Source organism: Streptomyces sp. NPDC102441, assembly GCF_044765585.1.
Classification (GTDB): Bacteria; Actinomycetota; Actinomycetes; order Streptomycetales; family Streptomycetaceae; genus Streptomyces.
Genome location: NZ_JBIWKH010000003.1, coordinates 1 through 15878, shown reverse-complemented (window position 1 = coordinate 15878; position 15878 = coordinate 1). Strand labels below are relative to the sequence as shown.

19 protein-coding genes and 2 pseudogenes are annotated in these 15878 nt (G+C 69.0%); 7 read left to right on the top strand and 14 right to left on the bottom strand.

Features of this window, described 5'->3' with window-relative positions; genetic code table 11:
- Positions 1–4: 4 nt before the first annotated feature.
- From ACIREO_RS06320 to ACIREO_RS06305, 4 genes are all read right to left on the bottom strand, one after another.
- Positions 5–604 (bottom strand): flavodoxin family protein, encoded by a 600-nt coding sequence (locus ACIREO_RS06320; RefSeq protein ID WP_404105818.1) that lies wholly within the window; start codon positions 602–604, stop codon positions 5–7.
- Between the two features lie 46 nt (positions 605–650).
- On the bottom strand, positions 651–1187 hold the full coding sequence (locus ACIREO_RS06315) for an isochorismatase family cysteine hydrolase (protein ID WP_404105816.1): 537 nt from the start codon (positions 1185–1187) through the stop codon (positions 651–653).
- 126 nt (positions 1188–1313) lie between these two features.
- Positions 1314–1685 carry a VOC family protein gene (locus ACIREO_RS06310; protein ID WP_404105814.1) on the bottom strand — a complete coding sequence of 124 codons (372 nt, stop codon included), beginning with the start codon at positions 1683–1685 and terminating at the stop codon, positions 1314–1316.
- A gap of 43 nt (positions 1686–1728) precedes the next feature.
- Complete coding sequence (locus ACIREO_RS06305) at positions 1729–3216, bottom strand: aminotransferase class I/II-fold pyridoxal phosphate-dependent enzyme (protein WP_404105811.1); 1488 nt, start codon at positions 3214–3216, stop codon at positions 1729–1731.
- Between the two features lie 262 nt (positions 3217–3478).
- On the opposite strand from ACIREO_RS06305, the gene ACIREO_RS06300 reads away from it, so the two are divergent.
- The 5 genes from ACIREO_RS06300 to ACIREO_RS06280 all read left to right on the top strand — a co-directional run bounded on the left by ACIREO_RS06300 (position 3479) and on the right by ACIREO_RS06280 (position 7388).
- Positions 3479–4384 (top strand): metallophosphoesterase family protein, encoded by a 906-nt coding sequence (locus tag ACIREO_RS06300; RefSeq protein WP_404105808.1) that lies wholly within the window; start codon positions 3479–3481, stop codon positions 4382–4384.
- Positions 4381–5052: a 4'-phosphopantetheinyl transferase gene (locus tag ACIREO_RS06295; RefSeq protein ID WP_404105806.1), complete on the top strand. Its 672-nt coding sequence runs from the start codon at positions 4381–4383 to the stop codon at positions 5050–5052. The genes ACIREO_RS06300 and ACIREO_RS06295 overlap by 4 nt, the downstream gene beginning before the upstream one ends.
- Positions 5053–5073: 21 nt before the next feature.
- On the top strand, positions 5074–5751 hold the full coding sequence (locus tag ACIREO_RS06290) for a 2-phosphosulfolactate phosphatase (RefSeq protein WP_404105803.1): 678 nt from the start codon (positions 5074–5076) through the stop codon (positions 5749–5751).
- A gap of 115 nt (positions 5752–5866) precedes the next feature.
- Positions 5867–6616, top strand: a complete 750-nt coding sequence (locus ACIREO_RS06285) for an SDR family oxidoreductase (RefSeq protein ID WP_404105800.1) — start codon at positions 5867–5869, stop codon at positions 6614–6616.
- Positions 6617–6692: 76 nt separating this feature from the next.
- Positions 6693–7388 (top strand): TetR/AcrR family transcriptional regulator, encoded by a 696-nt coding sequence (locus ACIREO_RS06280; RefSeq protein ID WP_404105798.1) that lies wholly within the window; start codon positions 6693–6695, stop codon positions 7386–7388.
- A gap of 64 nt (positions 7389–7452) precedes the next feature.
- On the opposite strand, the gene ACIREO_RS06275 is transcribed toward ACIREO_RS06280, so the two are convergent.
- Positions 7453–7830: a tetratricopeptide repeat protein gene (locus tag ACIREO_RS06275; RefSeq protein WP_404105796.1), complete on the bottom strand. Its 378-nt coding sequence runs from the start codon at positions 7828–7830 to the stop codon at positions 7453–7455.
- A gap of 120 nt (positions 7831–7950) precedes the next feature.
- Here ACIREO_RS06275 and ACIREO_RS06270 point away from each other — a divergent pair, with 120 nt between their 5' ends.
- Positions 7951–8916, top strand: coding sequence for a pirin family protein (locus ACIREO_RS06270; protein ID WP_404105793.1), 966 nt, complete (start codon positions 7951–7953; stop codon positions 8914–8916).
- 347 nt (positions 8917–9263) lie between these two features.
- Here ACIREO_RS06270 and ACIREO_RS06265 read toward each other — a convergent pair.
- The 6 genes and pseudogenes from ACIREO_RS06265 to ACIREO_RS06240 all read right to left on the bottom strand — a co-directional run.
- Positions 9264–9441 (bottom strand): annotated as a pseudogene (locus ACIREO_RS06265) (AraC family transcriptional regulator); the annotation flags it as partial.
- 194 nt (positions 9442–9635) lie between these two features.
- Positions 9636–10097 carry a MarR family winged helix-turn-helix transcriptional regulator gene (locus ACIREO_RS06260; RefSeq protein ID WP_404105790.1) on the bottom strand — a complete coding sequence of 154 codons (462 nt, stop codon included), beginning with the start codon at positions 10095–10097 and terminating at the stop codon, positions 9636–9638.
- A gap of 268 nt (positions 10098–10365) precedes the next feature.
- Positions 10366–10755 (bottom strand): DUF3592 domain-containing protein, encoded by a 390-nt coding sequence (locus ACIREO_RS06255; protein WP_404106757.1) that lies wholly within the window; start codon positions 10753–10755, stop codon positions 10366–10368.
- A gap of 285 nt (positions 10756–11040) precedes the next feature.
- Positions 11041–11913, bottom strand: a complete 873-nt coding sequence (locus tag ACIREO_RS06250) for a recombinase family protein (protein WP_404105788.1) — start codon at positions 11911–11913, stop codon at positions 11041–11043.
- Between the two features lie 136 nt (positions 11914–12049).
- A complete protein-coding gene (locus tag ACIREO_RS06245) occupies positions 12050–12946 on the bottom strand; it encodes a hypothetical protein (protein WP_404105785.1) in 897 nt (298 codons plus the stop codon).
- Between the two features lie 33 nt (positions 12947–12979).
- Positions 12980–13513 carry a YbhB/YbcL family Raf kinase inhibitor-like protein gene (locus ACIREO_RS06240; protein WP_404105783.1) on the bottom strand — a complete coding sequence of 178 codons (534 nt, stop codon included), beginning with the start codon at positions 13511–13513 and terminating at the stop codon, positions 12980–12982.
- 98 nt (positions 13514–13611) lie between these two features.
- On the opposite strand from ACIREO_RS06240, the gene ACIREO_RS06235 reads away from it, so the two are divergent.
- The gene (locus tag ACIREO_RS06235; RefSeq protein ID WP_404105780.1) at positions 13612–14304 is read left to right on the top strand and encodes a GntR family transcriptional regulator; all 693 of its coding nucleotides are present in this window, start codon (positions 13612–13614) and stop codon (positions 14302–14304) included.
- Here ACIREO_RS06235 and ACIREO_RS06230 read toward each other — a convergent pair.
- The 3 genes and pseudogenes from ACIREO_RS06230 to ACIREO_RS06220 all read right to left on the bottom strand — a co-directional run bounded on the left by ACIREO_RS06230 (position 14301) and on the right by ACIREO_RS06220 (position 15693).
- A complete protein-coding gene (locus ACIREO_RS06230; RefSeq protein WP_404106755.1) occupies positions 14301–14549 on the bottom strand; it encodes a Tn3 family transposase in 249 nt (82 codons plus the stop codon). The two genes, ACIREO_RS06235 and ACIREO_RS06230, sit on opposite strands and share 4 nt — an antisense overlap.
- Before the next feature lie 103 nt (positions 14550–14652).
- Positions 14653–14955: pseudogene (locus ACIREO_RS06225) on the bottom strand (Tn3 family transposase); the annotation flags it as partial.
- A 99-nt stretch (positions 14956–15054) separates the two neighbouring features.
- Positions 15055–15693 (bottom strand): recombinase family protein, encoded by a 639-nt coding sequence (locus ACIREO_RS06220; protein ID WP_404105777.1) that lies wholly within the window; start codon positions 15691–15693, stop codon positions 15055–15057.
- Between the last annotated feature and the right edge of the window lie 185 nt (positions 15694–15878).

Sequence of the window (15878 nt, the reverse complement as noted above, 5' to 3'; positions counted from 1 at the left end):
CGTGTCAGGAGGCGGGGTACGGGCTCCCTGTGAGCAGACGCGCCAGATGAGTCGCGTTGACGGCGAGCGTGCGGGTCGTCGACGCGACCGCCTCCGGCGGACCGCCGAGGTCCTTGTAGTCCGAGCCCTGCATGGCCTCGCCGACCCAGTAGGTGACGGCTCCCGGAGCGAGGGAGAACCCCAGGTCGTTGAGGCCCTGGAACAGATCGGCGCTCACCTTGTGGGCGCCGTCCTCGTTTCCGACCACGGCTGCGACGGCGACCTTGCCGTATGTCAGCAGCCGGCCCTGCTCGTCGGTCTCGGACAGTTCGGCGTCCAGCCGTTCCAGGACACGCTGGCAGATGCTGGACGGGTGACCGAGCCAGATGGGGGTCGCGATGAGGAGGATGTCGGCCGCCATGACCTTCTCGCGCAGGGCAGGCCAGTCGTCCCCGCCTCCCATGTCGAGCTGAACCCCCGGCCGGATGTCGTGGTCGGCCACACGGACCACCTCGCCACTCATCCCGAGCCTTTCGAACTCGGCCATCACCTGGTCGGCGATGAGATGGCTGCTGGAGGGGGTGGGTGAGGAGTTGAGGGTGCAGACGAGAGCCAGAGCACGCATGGGGGGGACACTCCTTCGGGCGAAACTTGCACGTACGCGGTGGCAGTCAGAATTCGATGTCCTCGGCCTTCCGGATCGACGCGTCCATATTGCGCTCCATCATCCGGAGGGACGCCTGCGCCAAGTCCTGGTGAATATGGGCCACGGCGTCCTCGGGAATCGTCACATCCAGGTGGCGGATATGTGCGTCGAGGGCCGAATACAGGATGCATTGCTCGGTGACCTGACCACAGAGGATCACATGGCCCACGTCCAACTGCGAAAGAAGGTAGCTGAGCGGCGTCTCGTAGAAGATCGAGTGCCTGGCCTTGACGACGAACAGTGAATTCTCGTCCGGCAGCACGGGCTCCACCAGGTCGCTGTGCGGCCCCGATATCGTCGTGTCGATGATCTCGCCGTGGTGGGAACGCCATTCCCCGAAATTGTCATTCACATAGATCACCGGCACCGCCCCGCCCCGGGCCCGTTCGATGAGACCCACGATGCGGGGGAGCGCCTCACGAACGGAGGGAATGAGGGCCTCGGCATCCGAATGGCCGTATGTATTCAGCATGTCGACGACGATGAGGGCGCTACGGCTCATGGTTCTCATTCTCTCCGTACCGTGACGTGAGGCACGCGGGCGACACGACGTCACGACGTGTCGGACCCACGAATGCGCGGGTGGCCGCCTTCGGCAAGCGGCGGCCATACACCGAGGCCCCGGAGGTCACTGCCAGCAGAGGCAGAACGGATGCCCCGCAGGGTCGGCGTACACGCGGAACCTGCGCTCACCGCCCCGGTCGTCGAGATCCAGCGGCGTCGCACCGAGCGCCAGCACCTCCTCCTGTGCCCGCTCGACATCCGTCACGTCGAAGTCCAGGTGTGCCTGCTGCGAATTGCTGTCCCCCCGGGGCCACTCCGGCGGACGGTGGTCGGCTGCCAGCTGGAACGCGATGTGCGCGCCGCCCGGGACACGGAGGTCGTACCAGACCTCGTTGTACTTCTTGATCTCACCGCCCAGAACGCCCTGGTAGAAGCCGGCCAGAGACCTGGGGTCGCGGCAGTCGAGAGCGACAAGGCCGTACGTGGCGATGGGCATGTCCGGAGTCCTTCCGTCATGTGGATCTCTGTGTCTTCCCTGGTCACGTCCCCGGGCCCGAGCCGTCCGCGCAGACACGAACCGTCCGCAGGGTCGGGTCGGCCGGGTCGGGAACGTTCATCCCCGCGTCGACTCCCGATCGCAGGTACCGGAGCAGTGGCCCCGTGAGCCGCTCGCCCGGCAGAACGGCGGGAATGCCAGGAGGGTAGGGGGTCATCATCTCCGCGGCGACGCGTCCCACGGCCTCCTCGGCCGGCACGTCCTCGGTGGCGGAGAAGTAGGCGTCCCGGGGCAGGCACACCTGGTCCGGGCGCAGTTCGTCCGGCCCCGGGACCTCTACGACAGGCGCCGGGCCGAGCGTATGGGCCTCTCGCGACAGGTCACGCAGGGCCTCCAGCAGGCGGTCGGCGGTGGTGTCGTCATCGGCGTGGGTGAACTGGGCGCTGATGCGGCGGTGGTCGACGATATGCATGTCGATCTGGTGGTGGGCGCGGAGCCAGTCGGCCGCCCGGTATCCGTTGGTTCCGAGGTCACTGATGTCGATGATCACGGGAAGCGGGTCGAATTCCGCAGCCCGTCCGGGCCCGCAGAAATCGAGGCGGTCGTTCACGTGCATGCCGTCGATCTTCTCGATCCGTTCCCGGACGCTCCCGGCCAGATCGAGTGCGCGGGACAGGAGTTCGTGCCCCTCCAGGGCCATCTGCCGTCGCCAGCCGTCGATGCCCGCGTACAGCAGGACGGACGGGCTGGTGGTGCCGAGCAGGTCCGCACGCGAGGCCAGCGTGTCGTGGTCCACGAGATCACCCTGGAGGTGGAAGACCGAGCCTTGCTCGAGGCCGCTGCCCATCTTGTGGATGCTGGTGACACAGACGTCGGCGCCGGCGTCCATGGCCCAGGAGGGCAGGTCCTGATGGAACGGCAGGTGCGCGCCCCATGCCTCGTCGACGATGACCGGCCTGGAACGTCGGTGGCACACCTCGGAGATGGCGCGCAGATCCGCCGCGGAACCGTACGGCGTGGGGCTGGTGACCAGGGCGCCGCAGGCATCCGGATGCGTGTCGAAGGCCTTCTCGAACGCTCCCGCCGAAGGTGGATGGGCGAGGTGCCGCTCGGGATCCCACTGCGGCTCCACCCAGACGGGTTCGATGCCGGACAGGATCAGCCCGGCCACGACGGACTTGTGGGCGTCCCGGCCGATCAGGAGTTTCCGGCCCGGGGCGGCCACGCTGAGCATGGCCGCCTTCACCGACAAGGAGCTGCCGCAGGTCGAGAAGAACGTGTGCTCGGCGTGCACCGCGTCCGCCATCAGTTCCTCGGCGCGTCGCAGCACACCGGAGGTCTGGCGACGGTCGTCGAGCCCGCCGATGGCGAGTACGTCGCCGAAGAACACGGCGTCTCCGAGCACGGCCCGTACGGCCGGGGCTGCCCCGCGTGCCTGCTTGTGGCCGGGCGGGGAGAAGCCCAGCTGCCCCTTCTCCTTGTAGGCCGCCAGTGCGTCGAGAACGGGTGCTTCATGATGATCTGCAGGCATTAACGGCGCCTTCCCTGGTATCCGTCGGAACAATCACCGTCAGCGATGCTCCTGGCTGGGGGACGCGGGCGGCGCCGTGCCGGCCCCTGGGGCTGCTCGGCGTAGGTCACCAGCGTCTCCCTCTCTCCGTCGCCGGCCGCGGGCGTGCTGCCATGTCGCCGCGTTCCCCGGAGGCGGCTGGTCAATCATCGCGGGCGGATGAACGGCGGGCATGTCGAGCGGAGAGCCCCCGGCAGAGCCACCGAGACGGTAAATTCAAACGATGAGTTCCACCACCGAGCCAGTACCTCATCCGCCGGAAGGCGGCGGCCGGCTCCTCGCGGTCAGCGATCTCCACGTCGGGATCGCGGACAACCGGCCCATCGCCGACTCGCTGCACCCATCCTCCGACGAGGACTGGCTCATCGTCGCGGGGGATGTGGCCGAACAGGCGGAAGAGGTCGAACGGGCGCTGGAACTGCTCGCGGGCCGATTCGCCCATGTGGTGTGGACTCCCGGAAACCACGAGCTGTGGACGGTGGACAAGGACCCCGTGCGCCTGCGTGGCCACGCGCGGTACGAGCACCTGGTGAAGGTGTGCCGCGAGCTCGGCGTGACCACGCCCGAGGATCCCTACCCTCTGTGGCAGGGCCCGGACGGCCCCGTGGCTGTGGCTCCCGTGTTCCTTCTGTACGACTACTCGTTCAGGGCTCCGGGAACGGCGACCAAGGAGGAGTCCCTGGCCCGCGCCCACGAGGCGGGTGTCGTCTGCACCGACGAGTACCTGCTGCACCCCGACCCGTATGCGACCCGGGACGACTGGTGCCGGGCACGGGTGGCACTGACCGAGAAACGGCTGGCCGCGCACGACCCGGATCTTCCGCTCGTCATCGCCGGGCACTGGCCTCTGCTGCGCGAGCCCACCTCCGTGATGTGGTACCCGGAGTTCGCCCAGTGGTGCGGGACGGAACTCACCGCCGACTGGCACCGTCGCTTCAACGTCGCCGCCGTCGTATACGGGCACCTCCACATCCCCCGGACGACCTGGTACGACGGCGTACGGTTCGAGGAAGTCTCCATCGGCTACCCCAGGGAGTGGCGCAAGCGCGGCCACCCCCGCGGGCTGCTGCGGCAGATCCTTCCGTACGGGGGAGAGCCGCCCGCCGCGGTGAGGGGCGACGGCTCGTGATCGAACGGCTTCTCCCCTCGTACGTCGCCTGCGCGGACACCTACGAGGCGGATGCTCCGGCGGGCAGCCTGTATCCGGAGGAAGCGCGGCTGGTGGCCAGGAGTGTGGACCGGCGCCGGCACGAGTTCGCGGCTGTCCGCGCCTGCGCACGGCGTGCCATGGCCGAGCTGGGGCTGCCTCCGGCTCCGGTGCTGTCCGGTCACCGTGGCGTGCCGTTGTGGCCCGACGGGACCGTCGGCAGCATGACGCACTGCGACGGCTATCGCGCTGCGGTACTGGCAAGGGCGTCCGAGGTCCGCGCGATCGGTATCGACGCCGAGCCGAACGAACCGCTTCCGGCCGGTGTGTGGGACGCGGTCTCGCTGCCCTCGGAACGGGCGAGGTCGGCGCTGGGCGTGGACAGCCCGGCGATCCACTGGGACCGGCTGCTGTTCAGCGCCAAGGAGAGCGTCTTCAAGACGTGGTACCCGCTCACCCGGATCGAACTCGACTTCGACGAGGCGGACATCAGTTTCCGGAGGAGTCACGGTGCCGCCACCGAGGGCACGTTCGTCGCGGAGGTCTCGCTGACAGCGCCCGGGATGCCGAGGTCGTACGAGGGCAAGTGGCTGATCCACGACGGCTTCGCGGTGACCGCGATCGTGCTCCCGGCGGACTCATCCGTGTGACGCGTGCGCGATCATGACCGGATGGACACCCGATTCCTTGGAATCCCTGAGCTGACCGAAGCCCCGTCCGTGGCGGTCGTGGTCGACGTCATGCGTGCGTACACGGTGGCAGCCTGGGCCTTTGCTCAGGGGGCGGAGAAGATCGTGCTTGCCGGGTCGCTGGAAGAGGCCCTGGCGCTCAAGGCTCGCAACCCGGACTGGGTGGCGCTCAAGGACGGTCCGCCGACGCCCGGGTTCGACGCCGTGAACTCGCCGGGCCTGCTACGTTCCATCGACCTCGGCGGACGGACCGTCGTGCAGAAGACCACGGCAGGGACGGTCGGCGCCCTCGCGGTGAAGGAGGCGTCGCTGGTGCTGTGCGCCGGCTTCGTGGTGGCGGAGGCAACGGCCCGGCTCCTGCGGACACGGGGGTGTGGCAGCGTCACGTTCGTGGTCACCGGCGAGGACGGGCGGGCCGACGAAGACCTGGCGTGCGCTCAGTACATCGCGCGGAGGGCCGTCGGCGCCGGGACGGACGCAGACGAGTTCATCCGCCGCGCCGGCGAGTCGCGCGCCGCCGCAGAGCTGACGGAGGGCGTCCGTCAAGGAGTCCATCCCGATGACGTCGCGCTCTGTCTCGAGCTGGACCGCTTCCCCTTCGCCATGGTGGCGACCCTGGAGGAGCCGCTCATGGTCCTCCGTCCGTGCGCCGTGCCATAGCGGGGCCAGTAACGGCGTTACGGTCGATGAGTAGCAACGCTAACGTAATAATGTTAGCGTTGTTCCTGTCGGGGTTCGTGGAACCGACAGCAACCTCTGCCACAGGAGCGACGTCATGACCGAGCAGCACACCACTCCCACCCGCCGGGTCGCGCTTGTCACCGGCGGCTCGCGGGGGATCGGCCGCGAGAGCGCCGAGCGGCTGGCGGCAGACGGGTTCGCGGTCGTCGTCAACTACGCGGGAAACAGGGCCGAGGCCGAAGCGGCGGTGGCGGCCGTCGTCTCTGCGGGCGGCGAGGCCCTCGCACACCAGGCCGACGTCGCCGACGAGGCGGCGGTCGCCGCCCTCTTCGACACCGCCGAGGAGGCCTTCGGCGGAGTCGACGTGGTCGTTCACGCCGCGGGCGTCATGGCACTCTCTCCGCTGGCGGATCTCGACCTGGACGAGCTGGACCGGATGTACCGCACCAACATCCGCGGCACCTTCGTCGTCGACCAGCAGGCGGCGCGCCGTCTGCGCGGCGGCGGGGCGATCATCAACTTCTCGAGTTCGGTGCTGGCCCTGGCCATCCCCGGGTACACCGCTTACGCCGCCACCAAGGGGGCGGTGGAGGCGATGACGCTGATCCTCGCCCGTGAGCTGCGTGGCCGGGACATCACGGTCAATGCCGTCGCCCCGGGGCCGACCGCCACCGCGTTGTTCCTGGACGGCAAGGACGAGGAGACGATCGCGCGGATGGCCGCGCAGCCTCCCCTCGAACGGCTGGGCGCCACCCAGGACATCGCGGAGGTCGTCGCCTTCCTCGCCGGCCCCGCCCGCTGGGTCAACGGGCAGGTGCTGCGCGCCAACGGCGGGATCGTCTGACCGGGCCCCAGAGGGTGTGCCGCCTCCGCTCCCACCGGGCGTTTCGCCCCGTGCGGCGCTTGATAGCGTCCCTCCGATGAGTACACGAGCGCGCATCCTCGAAGTCGCGGCCCGGCTGGTCGCGGAGTCCCCTGACGGGGACATCTCCACGCGCGCCGTGTGCGAGGCGGCGCAGGTCGGCGCGCCCGCCCTCTACAGATACTTCGGGGACAAGGAAGGCCTGCTGTCGGCTGTCGTCGACCACGGCTTCGACGCCTATCTGGCGACCAAGCGGGAGCGGGGTGAGACCACCGACCCCGTCGAGGATCTCCGTAACGGCTGGGACAGCCATGTCGATTTCGCTCTACGGAACCCGAATCTGTACCGGCTGATGAACTCCCCGGCGATGAGGACGCCGCCGGCGGCCGCATTCGAGTCGCACCGCATCCTGACGCGGGACCTGGAGCGGGCCGCGGAGCAGGGGAAGCTGCGCGTCGCTCCCGAACTGGCCGCACAGATGATCATGTCGGCCACGACGGGCGTGGCGCTGATGCTGGTCTCCCGGCCCGCGACCTTCCAGGACGCCGGGGTGTCGACGCGTGTGCGCGATGCCGTGCACGCCTCCGTGTTCACCCAGGGCGTGCGGGCGAGTGAGCCGGTGGACGCCGAGGTTCCCTCCGTGGCGGCCAGGCTGGGCGCCCTCCTGCGCCGGTCGCACGGATCAGGGCTCAGTACGGCTGAATCGGCGCTGATGACCGAATGGCTGGACCGGGTGTCGAACGCCCAGCGGTGAGCCGCCCGGGGCAGGGGCGGGAGACGCGGCCTCGTCCCCCTGCCCCCTCCGCCGGCATGTGCCGTTACCCCTGGTTCCGCTGGTCCTGTGCAAGAAGCTCGGGCCCGAGGTCCCCGGTCATCGCGTGGGCCATCCGCAGCTGGGTGGCCGCCTCCGTCTGCCGGCCCTGGCGTTCGAGCGTGCGCCCTAGCATCAGTCGTGCGTAGTCCTCGGCAGGGCTGCGCTCCAGCACCTCACGCAGCTCCGCCTCGGCCTTGGTGAGCCTGGCCGAGTGGTAGTAGGAGCGCGCGAGCAGCAGGCGCGGCGCCACCTGCTCCGGCGCCTCCTGCACCAGCCCGCCGAGGATCCGCGCCGCGGTCAGGTACTCCTTCGCCTCGAAGAACAGCTGCGCCCGGTCCCAGCGGTCGGCGGGCGTACCGAACTCGTAGTAGGTGTCGTCCACTTCTCCTCCTCGGCCGCAATGTTTCCAGCGGCGTCAACGTAAGGTAGTGGTTGAAAATTCCACTAAATATTCGGCGTGGGGGCCCTCGCTCCGCGACCGTACGGGAATAGGTTGTGCGCCATGAGCAATCTCGATCGCCAGGCCGCTCTCTCCGTCTGCGGAGGACGCGGCTTCGTCGTCGCCGAACCGGTACGTGAACTCCTCACCCCGCGCCGAGTCCAGCTCGGCGAGTCCACCGAGGTGCGCAGACTGCTGCCCAACCTGGGCCGCCGCATGGTCGGCGCCTGGGCGTTCGTGGATCACTACGGCCCCGACGACATCTCCGACGAGCCCGGGATGCAGGTGCCGCCACACCCCCACATGGGCCTGCAGACGGTCAGCTGGCTGCATGACGGGGAGGTCCTGCACCGTGACAGCCTGGGCAGCCTCCAGCGGATCCGGCCGCGGGAGCTGGGCCTCATGACGTCCGGCAGAGCCATCAGCCACTCGGAGGAGAGCCCGAAGCCGCATGCCAGGTTTCTGCACGGTGGCCAGCTCTGGGTGGCCCTGCCCGACGCCGACCGGCATGTCGAGCCGCACTTCCAGCACCACGCCGACCTGCCCACCGTCACGGCGCCGGGGCTCACCGCCACCGTGATCCTGGGTGAGCTCGACGGAGCCGTATCGCCCGGCACCTCGTACACCCCGATCGTCGGAGCCGACCTCGCCTTGACCGCCGGATCCGAGGCCCGGCTGCCGCTGGACCCCGACTTCGAGTACGCGGTGCTGTCGATGTCCGGCGAGGCCCAGGTCGACGGTGTCCCTGTCCTCCCCGGGTCGATGCTCTACCTCGGCTGCGGCCGCACCGAACTGCCGCTGCGAGCTGTGTCGGATTCCGGGCTGATGCTGCTCGGCGGCGAGCCGTTCGAGGAGGAGATCGTCATGTGGTGGAACTTCGTGGCCAGGACCCATGACGATATCAGGCAGGCCCGCGAGGACTGGATGAACGGTGATCGGTTCGGTGCCGTACGTGGCTACGACGGCCGGCCCCTCCCGGCTCCCGCACTGCCCGATGTGCACCTGAAACCGCGGGGACGTGTGCGCTGAGCTGCGGGTTCTTACGCGTTCTTGGCTTTCGAGGCGTGCCCAATCGTGCCTGCGTCGTGCTGTGGTCGGGGGAGGCCTGGAAGCGGCTGACAGCGCCTCAGGGGAAAGGCTTTCGCTGGACCAGCGTTCCCATCTGCGCCCGCGTCCGACCTCGTGTGCCAGGACGGATGCTGACTTTCCTGACTGGGCGTCAGGTAGGTTGGCTGCTGGTTGAGGCGGCCGGAGATCCGGGCGCCTCTCGGGCGCACTGTCTGGCCGACGAATGGTGGCGTTGCGGTCCGGTCAAGCCGCCGTCGGCTGTCACAGCAAGATGGGGTCAGCCGAGTCGAAGTGCAGACGGTTGGCGGCTACCTGGCTCCGAGGAGGACCTCGCTGCGACGCCAGGACGTCGGCGATCGGCCCGTGAACGCGCGCCAGTCCCGAACGAGATGGGCCTGGTCGGCATAGCCAGAGACGGTTGCCCCATCGCCCCACGGGGGGCGGGTCCTGCGCCGCCGCCAGTTCGTGCGCGTGCTCGAACCGCAAGAAACTCGGCTTCCGCGGCGGTCGCCCGCCCTTAGTTCGACAAGGCCGACTGCAAAGAGCGCCATGCGGTTGAATGCGGGATCAATCGGCTCAAGCGCCACCGCGCGGTGGCAACGAGATACGACAAGCTTGCCGTTCGCTACGAGGCGACCGTGCTGGTCGCGGCCATCAATGAATGGCTGTGACCAGCACCTTCACAATAGCCCCTGGGCGAGGTTGTCGGTGACGCGCTGGAGCACCGAGACCGCAGTCGCGCACTCCTCCTCCGTGATGTCGCCGAGGAGCTCCGCGCGCACCCGGTCCATGTGTTCCTTCGCCGTCGCCAGGCCCTCGCGACCCTGCTCCGTGAGGGTCAGTCGGCCGTCCGTGCCGATGCCGAGCCAGCCCCGGTGTACGAGGGCGTCGGCGGCGTGGACCATCACCTGGGTGCCCATGCCGTAGGGCACGGCCAAGGCACGGATATCCTCCCTGGTGAGGCCGTGCTCGGCCCGGACGATGTTGTTGAGCGCCCACCAATGGGGCTGGGTCATGTCGATGCGTGCCAGGGCGGCCTGCGAATGATGCAGGATCGCCTCGGTGGCGCCCCAGGCGACCAGGGCGATGGGCCGCTGGCCGAGCGTGGTGGTGCCGTTCTGCGGGGTGCTTACGGTCGTCATGATCGCTAAGCTAGGACCTCAAGTGCAGTTGAGGTCAAGGCTGGTTCGGATCATCATGGCTGCGACGGCGCAGCGCCAGTAGGAACATGCGGGGGTATCGCCGGGGATCTCCTGCATTTTCGCGATGGCTTTCCGTTCAGCCGCGAGTCGTTCGCACTTCTGGCGGGATCAAGGCAACGATCCCGGTTCCGGCGGACCGAGTCCGCAACCGTCAGAAGCTCCTGCGCGGTGGCGCTGCCGCCATGAGATGCGAGGAACTTGCCGTGCATCAAGTGGCAACCATGCTGGTCGCAGTCCTCAACGAGCGGCTGTGACCAGCAGTTTCGCAACGGACCCTAGAGGACGTGCACCACCAGCACGATACTGAGGGCAACTCCCACAGGCCCGCCATGTCGTAGTGCTTCCAGAATGGTTTGCGGGAAGCGAGTGCCGTCTCCGCGCGCCCAGGGGACATCGGGTCGTAGAGGACTGCAACGCTGTCCCCTTCTCGAGTGCCGGCGGGGACGCGGCCTTCACCTGCACTGTGTGTCCGCTTGACACCGTCGGGCGTCGTGTAGCTCAGCAGGAACTGCGGGCCGCCCTTCCCACGCCAATCACGATCGAAGCACCGAGCGATGACCTCGACGCCCCGGGAACGAAGCGTCAGCCGTCGCCGCATCTGCCAAACCACGATCAGCAGTAGAAAAATTGCGACGCCGTCGGAAGCGATCATGTCCTGCACCCTCAAAGCTCCCCTAGTTTCGCAGCGGCACTGATGAGCATTCAGCCAGCCGTCGAGACCATCCGGGGCTGCGTTACCGGCTGGCGAAGCCAGAGGATGAGTGAAGCGAGGTGAAGTCCGGCGTGGTAACGCGCGGCGAGCTTGTCGAAGCGGGTCGCGATCGCCCGGAGATCAGCTCCCCGCTGCGCGCCGCGGTGTCCAGCTCCAGCGCGAGCACGGCCGTCAACCGGGTCTGCGCCGGAGACATGGGCCTGGCGAGGTATTGGTCGAGCTGGCGGGCCAGGGCCGAGAGGGTGGCCGCCTCCGGTGCGGGCTGCAGCGGGATATCCCCGCCGCCCAGGTGCAGCGCTGGCAGGCCCAGCGCGTCGCGCAGCGGCCGCCGTGGTTGCCCTTGCGGGCCGCGGTGTCGAGCCCTTCCAGGGTCGACTCCCGGATGTTCTCCCGTTCGGTTTCCGCCATCGCGGCGAAGAACGCGAACAGCGGTCGGCCCGGCCCGCTGGGGTCGTACATCCCGGGTAGAGGTCCGGCGCGCACCCCCAGGACCAGGCCGTGGGCGGTGAGGTGGTCGGCGAGCGCGGTGAGTTCGGCGGCGTCGCGGCCGAGGCGCTTCATCTCATAGACGGTGAAGATGACCCGGCAGTGCGGGGCGTGGACCTTGATGTCGCGGGCGGCGGCGAGCGCGGTCTCGAACCGGGGGCGGACCCGGATGCGGGTGCTGATCTTCTCGCTGAAGACCTTCTCTCGCGGGACGCCGTGCTTGGTGAGGGCGTCGAGCTGGGCGTCGAGTTCCTGCACGAGGGTCGAGCATCGGGCGTAGCCGATCCGGATGTCCGCGCCCGGGGTGTCCGGGTCGACCGGGGCCGGCGGCGGGGTGCCGGGCCGCCACGGCTGCCCCGGCCCGCGGTCGGCCGGGGTCTGGACCCGCAGGAGCTTCGCGAGCCGGGGCACCTTGGTGAACCGGCCGGTGTGGTACGTCCCGGCGACCGCGCCGCCGCGCGAGCGGCACGGCGATCCCGGTGCGGCCGCGCACCACGGGCAGGGGTGGCGCTCGACGTCGTCGGCGTCGGCCGGGGCGGGGTCGTGAGGGTCTGTCATGACCCCGGAGGTTCTCACAATTCAGTTTTCAGAACGGGGTGTCGCCCGCTCTTGCGTGAGACGGGTTGTGAGAACCGATGCGGCGTCCGCGCGTCCTCCCGCACCTTCAGTTGATCTTGCTCTGGGAAAGGACCGCTTATGCGAGATCAGACTGTCCGCGAACGGCCTGAAACGTCCCTGCTGCGGTGAATGCGTTGGTGATCGGCGCGATGAGCGAGGCGAAGCGGCGGGCGCCTGCGTTGCCAATCGGTGCCCATAGCGCGGCGCAGTGCCGGTCTGTCTCCACTTCGATGCGCTCGCGCGCCGCACTGCCGGCGTCGGTGACCACGCCGTGGGAGTCGAGCCAGCCGCGCGCGACGAGGCGTGCCGTCGCCGCGCTCCACTCCTCGTCGTCCCACCGGCGGGTCGCTCGCGCCAGAGCCGTCGAGAGGCGGCCGGTCGCGGTGTGTAGAACGAGACAGTCGCACGGCCCGAGGCCGTTGTCGGCGAGTACGACGAGATGGGCGTCGCCGCGCCACTCGCGCGCCACCGTGATCTGCTGCCAGAGTGCGACGAGAGGATCGGGGGGAAGCACGACCGAGGCGTTCGCGGCGGCCAGCACCTTACCGGCGTAGTCGGCACCGGCGACGACCGGGTCGATCAGCGAGCGCGCCTCGGCAAGGTGGTTTTCGATGAGATGTACTTCGACGCGCCGCATCGCCCGGCCGGCGGCCAGGAAGCGGGCGGCTTGCCACCGCTCGGGCGGCGCGGCGTCCCATACGCCCGCCATGGCCCGCGCTGCCCGCGGGCTGAAGTTGTAGAAGGCCGCGAGCGTGACCTGCCACGGAACTGCGCCCATCGCGGCCGACCGGAAGGCCAGATACGTCGGCCCGCGGTCGGTCACGCCGAGCTCGGCCGCCTCCTCGGCGGTCTCGGGGACGAGATATATGAACAGGTGAGCGGCACTGATGGCGCGGCTGACATCACGGACGGCGTTCAGGTCCATCGGGCCGTCGCCGGTACGGGCGGAGTCGGGAAGGGCATTGAGGTGCATGACGGTGGTGTCTCCAGGAGCCGGGTGGCGCTGTCAGGCGGGTGTTTCAGCGGTGGCGGTCAACACCGCCCGTCCAAGGGTGTGACCGGCCATGGTGAAGCCGAGGACGGCCGGTGTGGCGTCGGCCGGGACTCCTGTCGAGGGGGTGTCGAGGGCGTGCACGACGACGAAGTAACGGTGCGGGCCGTGTCCGGCCGGCGGGGCGGCGCCGATGTAGCGGGCCACGCGGGCGTCGTTGGTCAACTGGTAGGCGCCCTCGGGTATCTGTGAGCCGGTGCCGTCGCCGGCGCCCTCGGGCAGCTCGGTGACGGTGGCAGGGATGTCGGCGACCGCCCAGTGCCAGAACCCGGACCCGGTGGGGGCGTCGGGGTCGTAGACGGTGACGGCATAGCTCTTGGTGCCGTCCGGGGCGCCGCTCCAGGACAGCTGCGGGGATGTGTCCTTCCCGCCGGGCAGGCTGGAGGAGTGCTGCTCGGGCGGCCACGTGGCGCCGTCGGTGACGGTGGTGCTGGTGACGGTGAACGAGGCCGCCTGAGGGAGGCGGGCGAAGGGGTCGTTGGCAGGCACAGCGGTCGTTCCTTTCCGGACGAGGACGTCCTCGTCGGCTACTGAATCGACGGTAACACGGATAATCGATTATCTAGTGGATCGTCTAGGATGGGCTCATGGATCAGACGGCGCACTCCTCGACCCCGCCGGGGAAGCAGATGCTTTCCGAGCAGGTCTACGCACACCTGCGGGACGCGATCATGCGTGGGGACCACCCCCCTGGCGCCCCTCTCAAGCCGCAGGATCTTGCCAAGGAGCAGGGCGTGAGCCTGGCTGTGGTGCGCGAGGCGCTCGTGCGGGTGGTCGGCGAGGGGCTCGCCGACCGGCTGCCCAACCGCGGTTTCGCCGTCCCGTCCTTCTCCGACCGCCGCTGGCAGGAGATCGCGGAAGCCCGTCGGACCGTCGAACCGGTCGTACTGCGCATGTCCATCGAGCGCGGCGACGTCGACTGGGAGGCCCGCGTGCGGGCCGCCCACCATCGTCTGGTGCGCACTCCGGCATACGCGCCGGAGGAGAGCGAGTACTACACCGGCGCTTGGGCCGAAGCTCACAGAGCCTTCCATCGCACGTTGCTGGAGGGGTGTGGCAACCGCGCACTGCTGGAGACCTTCGACCGGTTGTGGACCCAGAGTGAGCTGGCCCGCCGTTGGTCGGCGCACCGTAACCCCGACCGGGACGGCGCCAAGGAACACCGCAGGCTGGAGGAGGCGGTGCTGGCCCGCGACGCCGACACCGCAGCCGCGGTCCTGGTCCAGCACCTCACTTTGACCGCGGCTGCTCTGACCGACGATTCAGGCCAGGCCACCTAGGCTTGCGCCACAACAGTGAGGTCGAGGTGAGAATTCATGTCCAGCTCGAACCGGCCGTAGGGGTTCACGTGGGTCCAGAACAACGGGGATAGTGCCCGCCGGTCGGCGTCGGTGAGCCGCTTCGGCCACTTCTCCTCGCTCAGGATGTCCCGGAGGAGCAGGGTGTTGACGTGCACCAGCGCGGACTGGAGCAGGTGCAAGGCGAGCATCGAGATTTCCTGGGACTCCTTGTCGGAGCCGGTCAGGTCGCAGTCCTTGCCGTAGAAGAGGTCGTGGTTGGCGGATCCAGTTCTTAACGACCTGGAGGCCGTCGTTGATCTCGCGCCGCAGGTCCGCGTCGGCGAGGTAGTCGCAGATGAACGCCGTACGCACCGCGCGCCCGAGTTTCTCGATCGCCCGGTAGGTGGGGTGCTTGGGCCACCCGCGGGTGAAGCGTCGCAGGACCTGCTCGGCTTCGGCTGTGCCCAGGCGCAGGGCGGTGGTGTACTTCACGATCTGGTCGTACTGCTGGCGGATCAGCTCCCAGCCGATCGTCATGGTCGATAGCACCGGCGCCGGGTTCGGCCACTTCTCGTCCTCCCCGGCCGCCGGCCGGTACAGTCGCGCCGAGCCGACGTTCTTCAGCCTGGGCAGCAGGTTGAAGCCGAGCATGTGGGCGAAGGCGAACCCGACGATGGAGGCGCCGTGCGTGTCGGCCCCGGTCTCCTATCTCTGACCCACGGTGCAAAGTAGCGACAGGGGTCGCAGCGGTCAGGCGCTCGTCAGTGCTGCCGCCTGTTCGTCGTGTTCGCGCAGCATCCGCATGACGGTGGCGGGTGAGGGGTGCTGTCCCTTCTTCGTGCCCGTGGTTATGACGAGCCGCTTGGCGATGTCGCGCAGGTTCATCTCCTTCTCGTCGCGCAGGTGGAGGGCCATGGAGAGCATGTCGGGGTCGGTGACGCCGGCGCCGCCGATGGTCTTGCCGCGGTTGCGGGCGGACTCGTGGCCTTCGAGGGTGCGGTCGCGGATGTACTCGCGCTCCATGCCGGACATGGCAGCCAGCACGGTGAACACGATGTCGGAGGGGTCGTGCGAGCCCTTCAGCTCCCCGGCGAGGAATCCCAGGCCGACGTCGCACGCCTTCAGTTCCTCGGCGAGCATGACGAGTTCGATGCCGCGGCCGAGCCGTTTGTGTTCGTGGACGACGAGGGTGACGGCGACGCCGGAGGAACGGATCTCCCCGGCGAGTCTGACGGCCGCCTCCAACTCGGGGCGGATGGTAGCGCGGGTGGAGATCTTCTCCGAGAAGACCCGGGTCGCCCCGGCCTCGGCGAGGGAGTCGAGCTGTGCGTCCAGGGACTGCCGGGCGGTCGAGGCGCGGGCGTACCCGAGTCGGACGTGTCCGACCATCTCGGCGCCGGCGCCGGCGCTCGCGGGCCGGGGGAGCTCGGTCCAGACCGAGCCCGGCTTGCGTACGGCAGGGGTCGGGATGCTGAGGGCCTAGTGATCTGGTTGTGAGTTGCTCTGGCACCACGTGAGTCGTTTTCCGCACCAGTTCACGGGTTTGGGTGCCGCGAGCCGGCTGGCTGCGGTGT

Excerpts from the sequence above, each read along its gene's own strand:
- ACIREO_RS06260 (WP_404105790.1), bottom strand. The coding sequence starts at position 10,097 with ATGACGACCGTAAGCACCCCGCAGAACGGCACCACCACGCTCGGCCAG.
- ACIREO_RS06315 (WP_404105816.1), bottom strand. The coding sequence starts at position 1,187 with ATGAGCCGTAGCGCCCTCATCGTCGTCGACATGCTGAATACATACGGC.
- ACIREO_RS06245 (WP_404105785.1), bottom strand. The coding sequence starts at position 12,946 with ATGCACCTCAATGCCCTTCCCGACTCCGCCCGTACCGGCGACGGCCCG.
- ACIREO_RS06280 (WP_404105798.1), top strand. The coding sequence starts at position 6,693 with ATGAGTACACGAGCGCGCATCCTCGAAGTCGCGGCCCGGCTGGTCGCG.
- ACIREO_RS06250 (WP_404105788.1), bottom strand. The coding sequence starts at position 11,913 with ATGACAGACCCTCACGACCCCGCCCCGGCCGACGCCGACGACGTCGAG.
- ACIREO_RS06305 (WP_404105811.1), bottom strand. The coding sequence starts at position 3,216 with ATGCCTGCAGATCATCATGAAGCACCCGTTCTCGACGCACTGGCGGCC.
- ACIREO_RS06285 (WP_404105800.1), top strand. The coding sequence starts at position 5,867 with ATGACCGAGCAGCACACCACTCCCACCCGCCGGGTCGCGCTTGTCACC.
- ACIREO_RS06290 (WP_404105803.1), top strand. The coding sequence starts at position 5,074 with ATGGACACCCGATTCCTTGGAATCCCTGAGCTGACCGAAGCCCCGTCC.
- ACIREO_RS06310 (WP_404105814.1), bottom strand. The coding sequence starts at position 1,685 with ATGCCCATCGCCACGTACGGCCTTGTCGCTCTCGACTGCCGCGACCCC.
- ACIREO_RS06235 (WP_404105780.1), top strand. The coding sequence starts at position 13,612 with ATGGATCAGACGGCGCACTCCTCGACCCCGCCGGGGAAGCAGATGCTT.
- ACIREO_RS06220 (WP_404105777.1), bottom strand. The coding sequence starts at position 15,693 with ATGGTCGGACACGTCCGACTCGGGTACGCCCGCGCCTCGACCGCCCGG.
- ACIREO_RS06255 (WP_404106757.1), bottom strand. The coding sequence starts at position 10,755 with ATGCGGCGACGGCTGACGCTTCGTTCCCGGGGCGTCGAGGTCATCGCT.
- ACIREO_RS06270 (WP_404105793.1), top strand. The coding sequence starts at position 7,951 with ATGAGCAATCTCGATCGCCAGGCCGCTCTCTCCGTCTGCGGAGGACGC.
- ACIREO_RS06320 (WP_404105818.1), bottom strand. The coding sequence starts at position 604 with ATGCGTGCTCTGGCTCTCGTCTGCACCCTCAACTCCTCACCCACCCCC.
- ACIREO_RS06300 (WP_404105808.1), top strand. The coding sequence starts at position 3,479 with ATGAGTTCCACCACCGAGCCAGTACCTCATCCGCCGGAAGGCGGCGGC.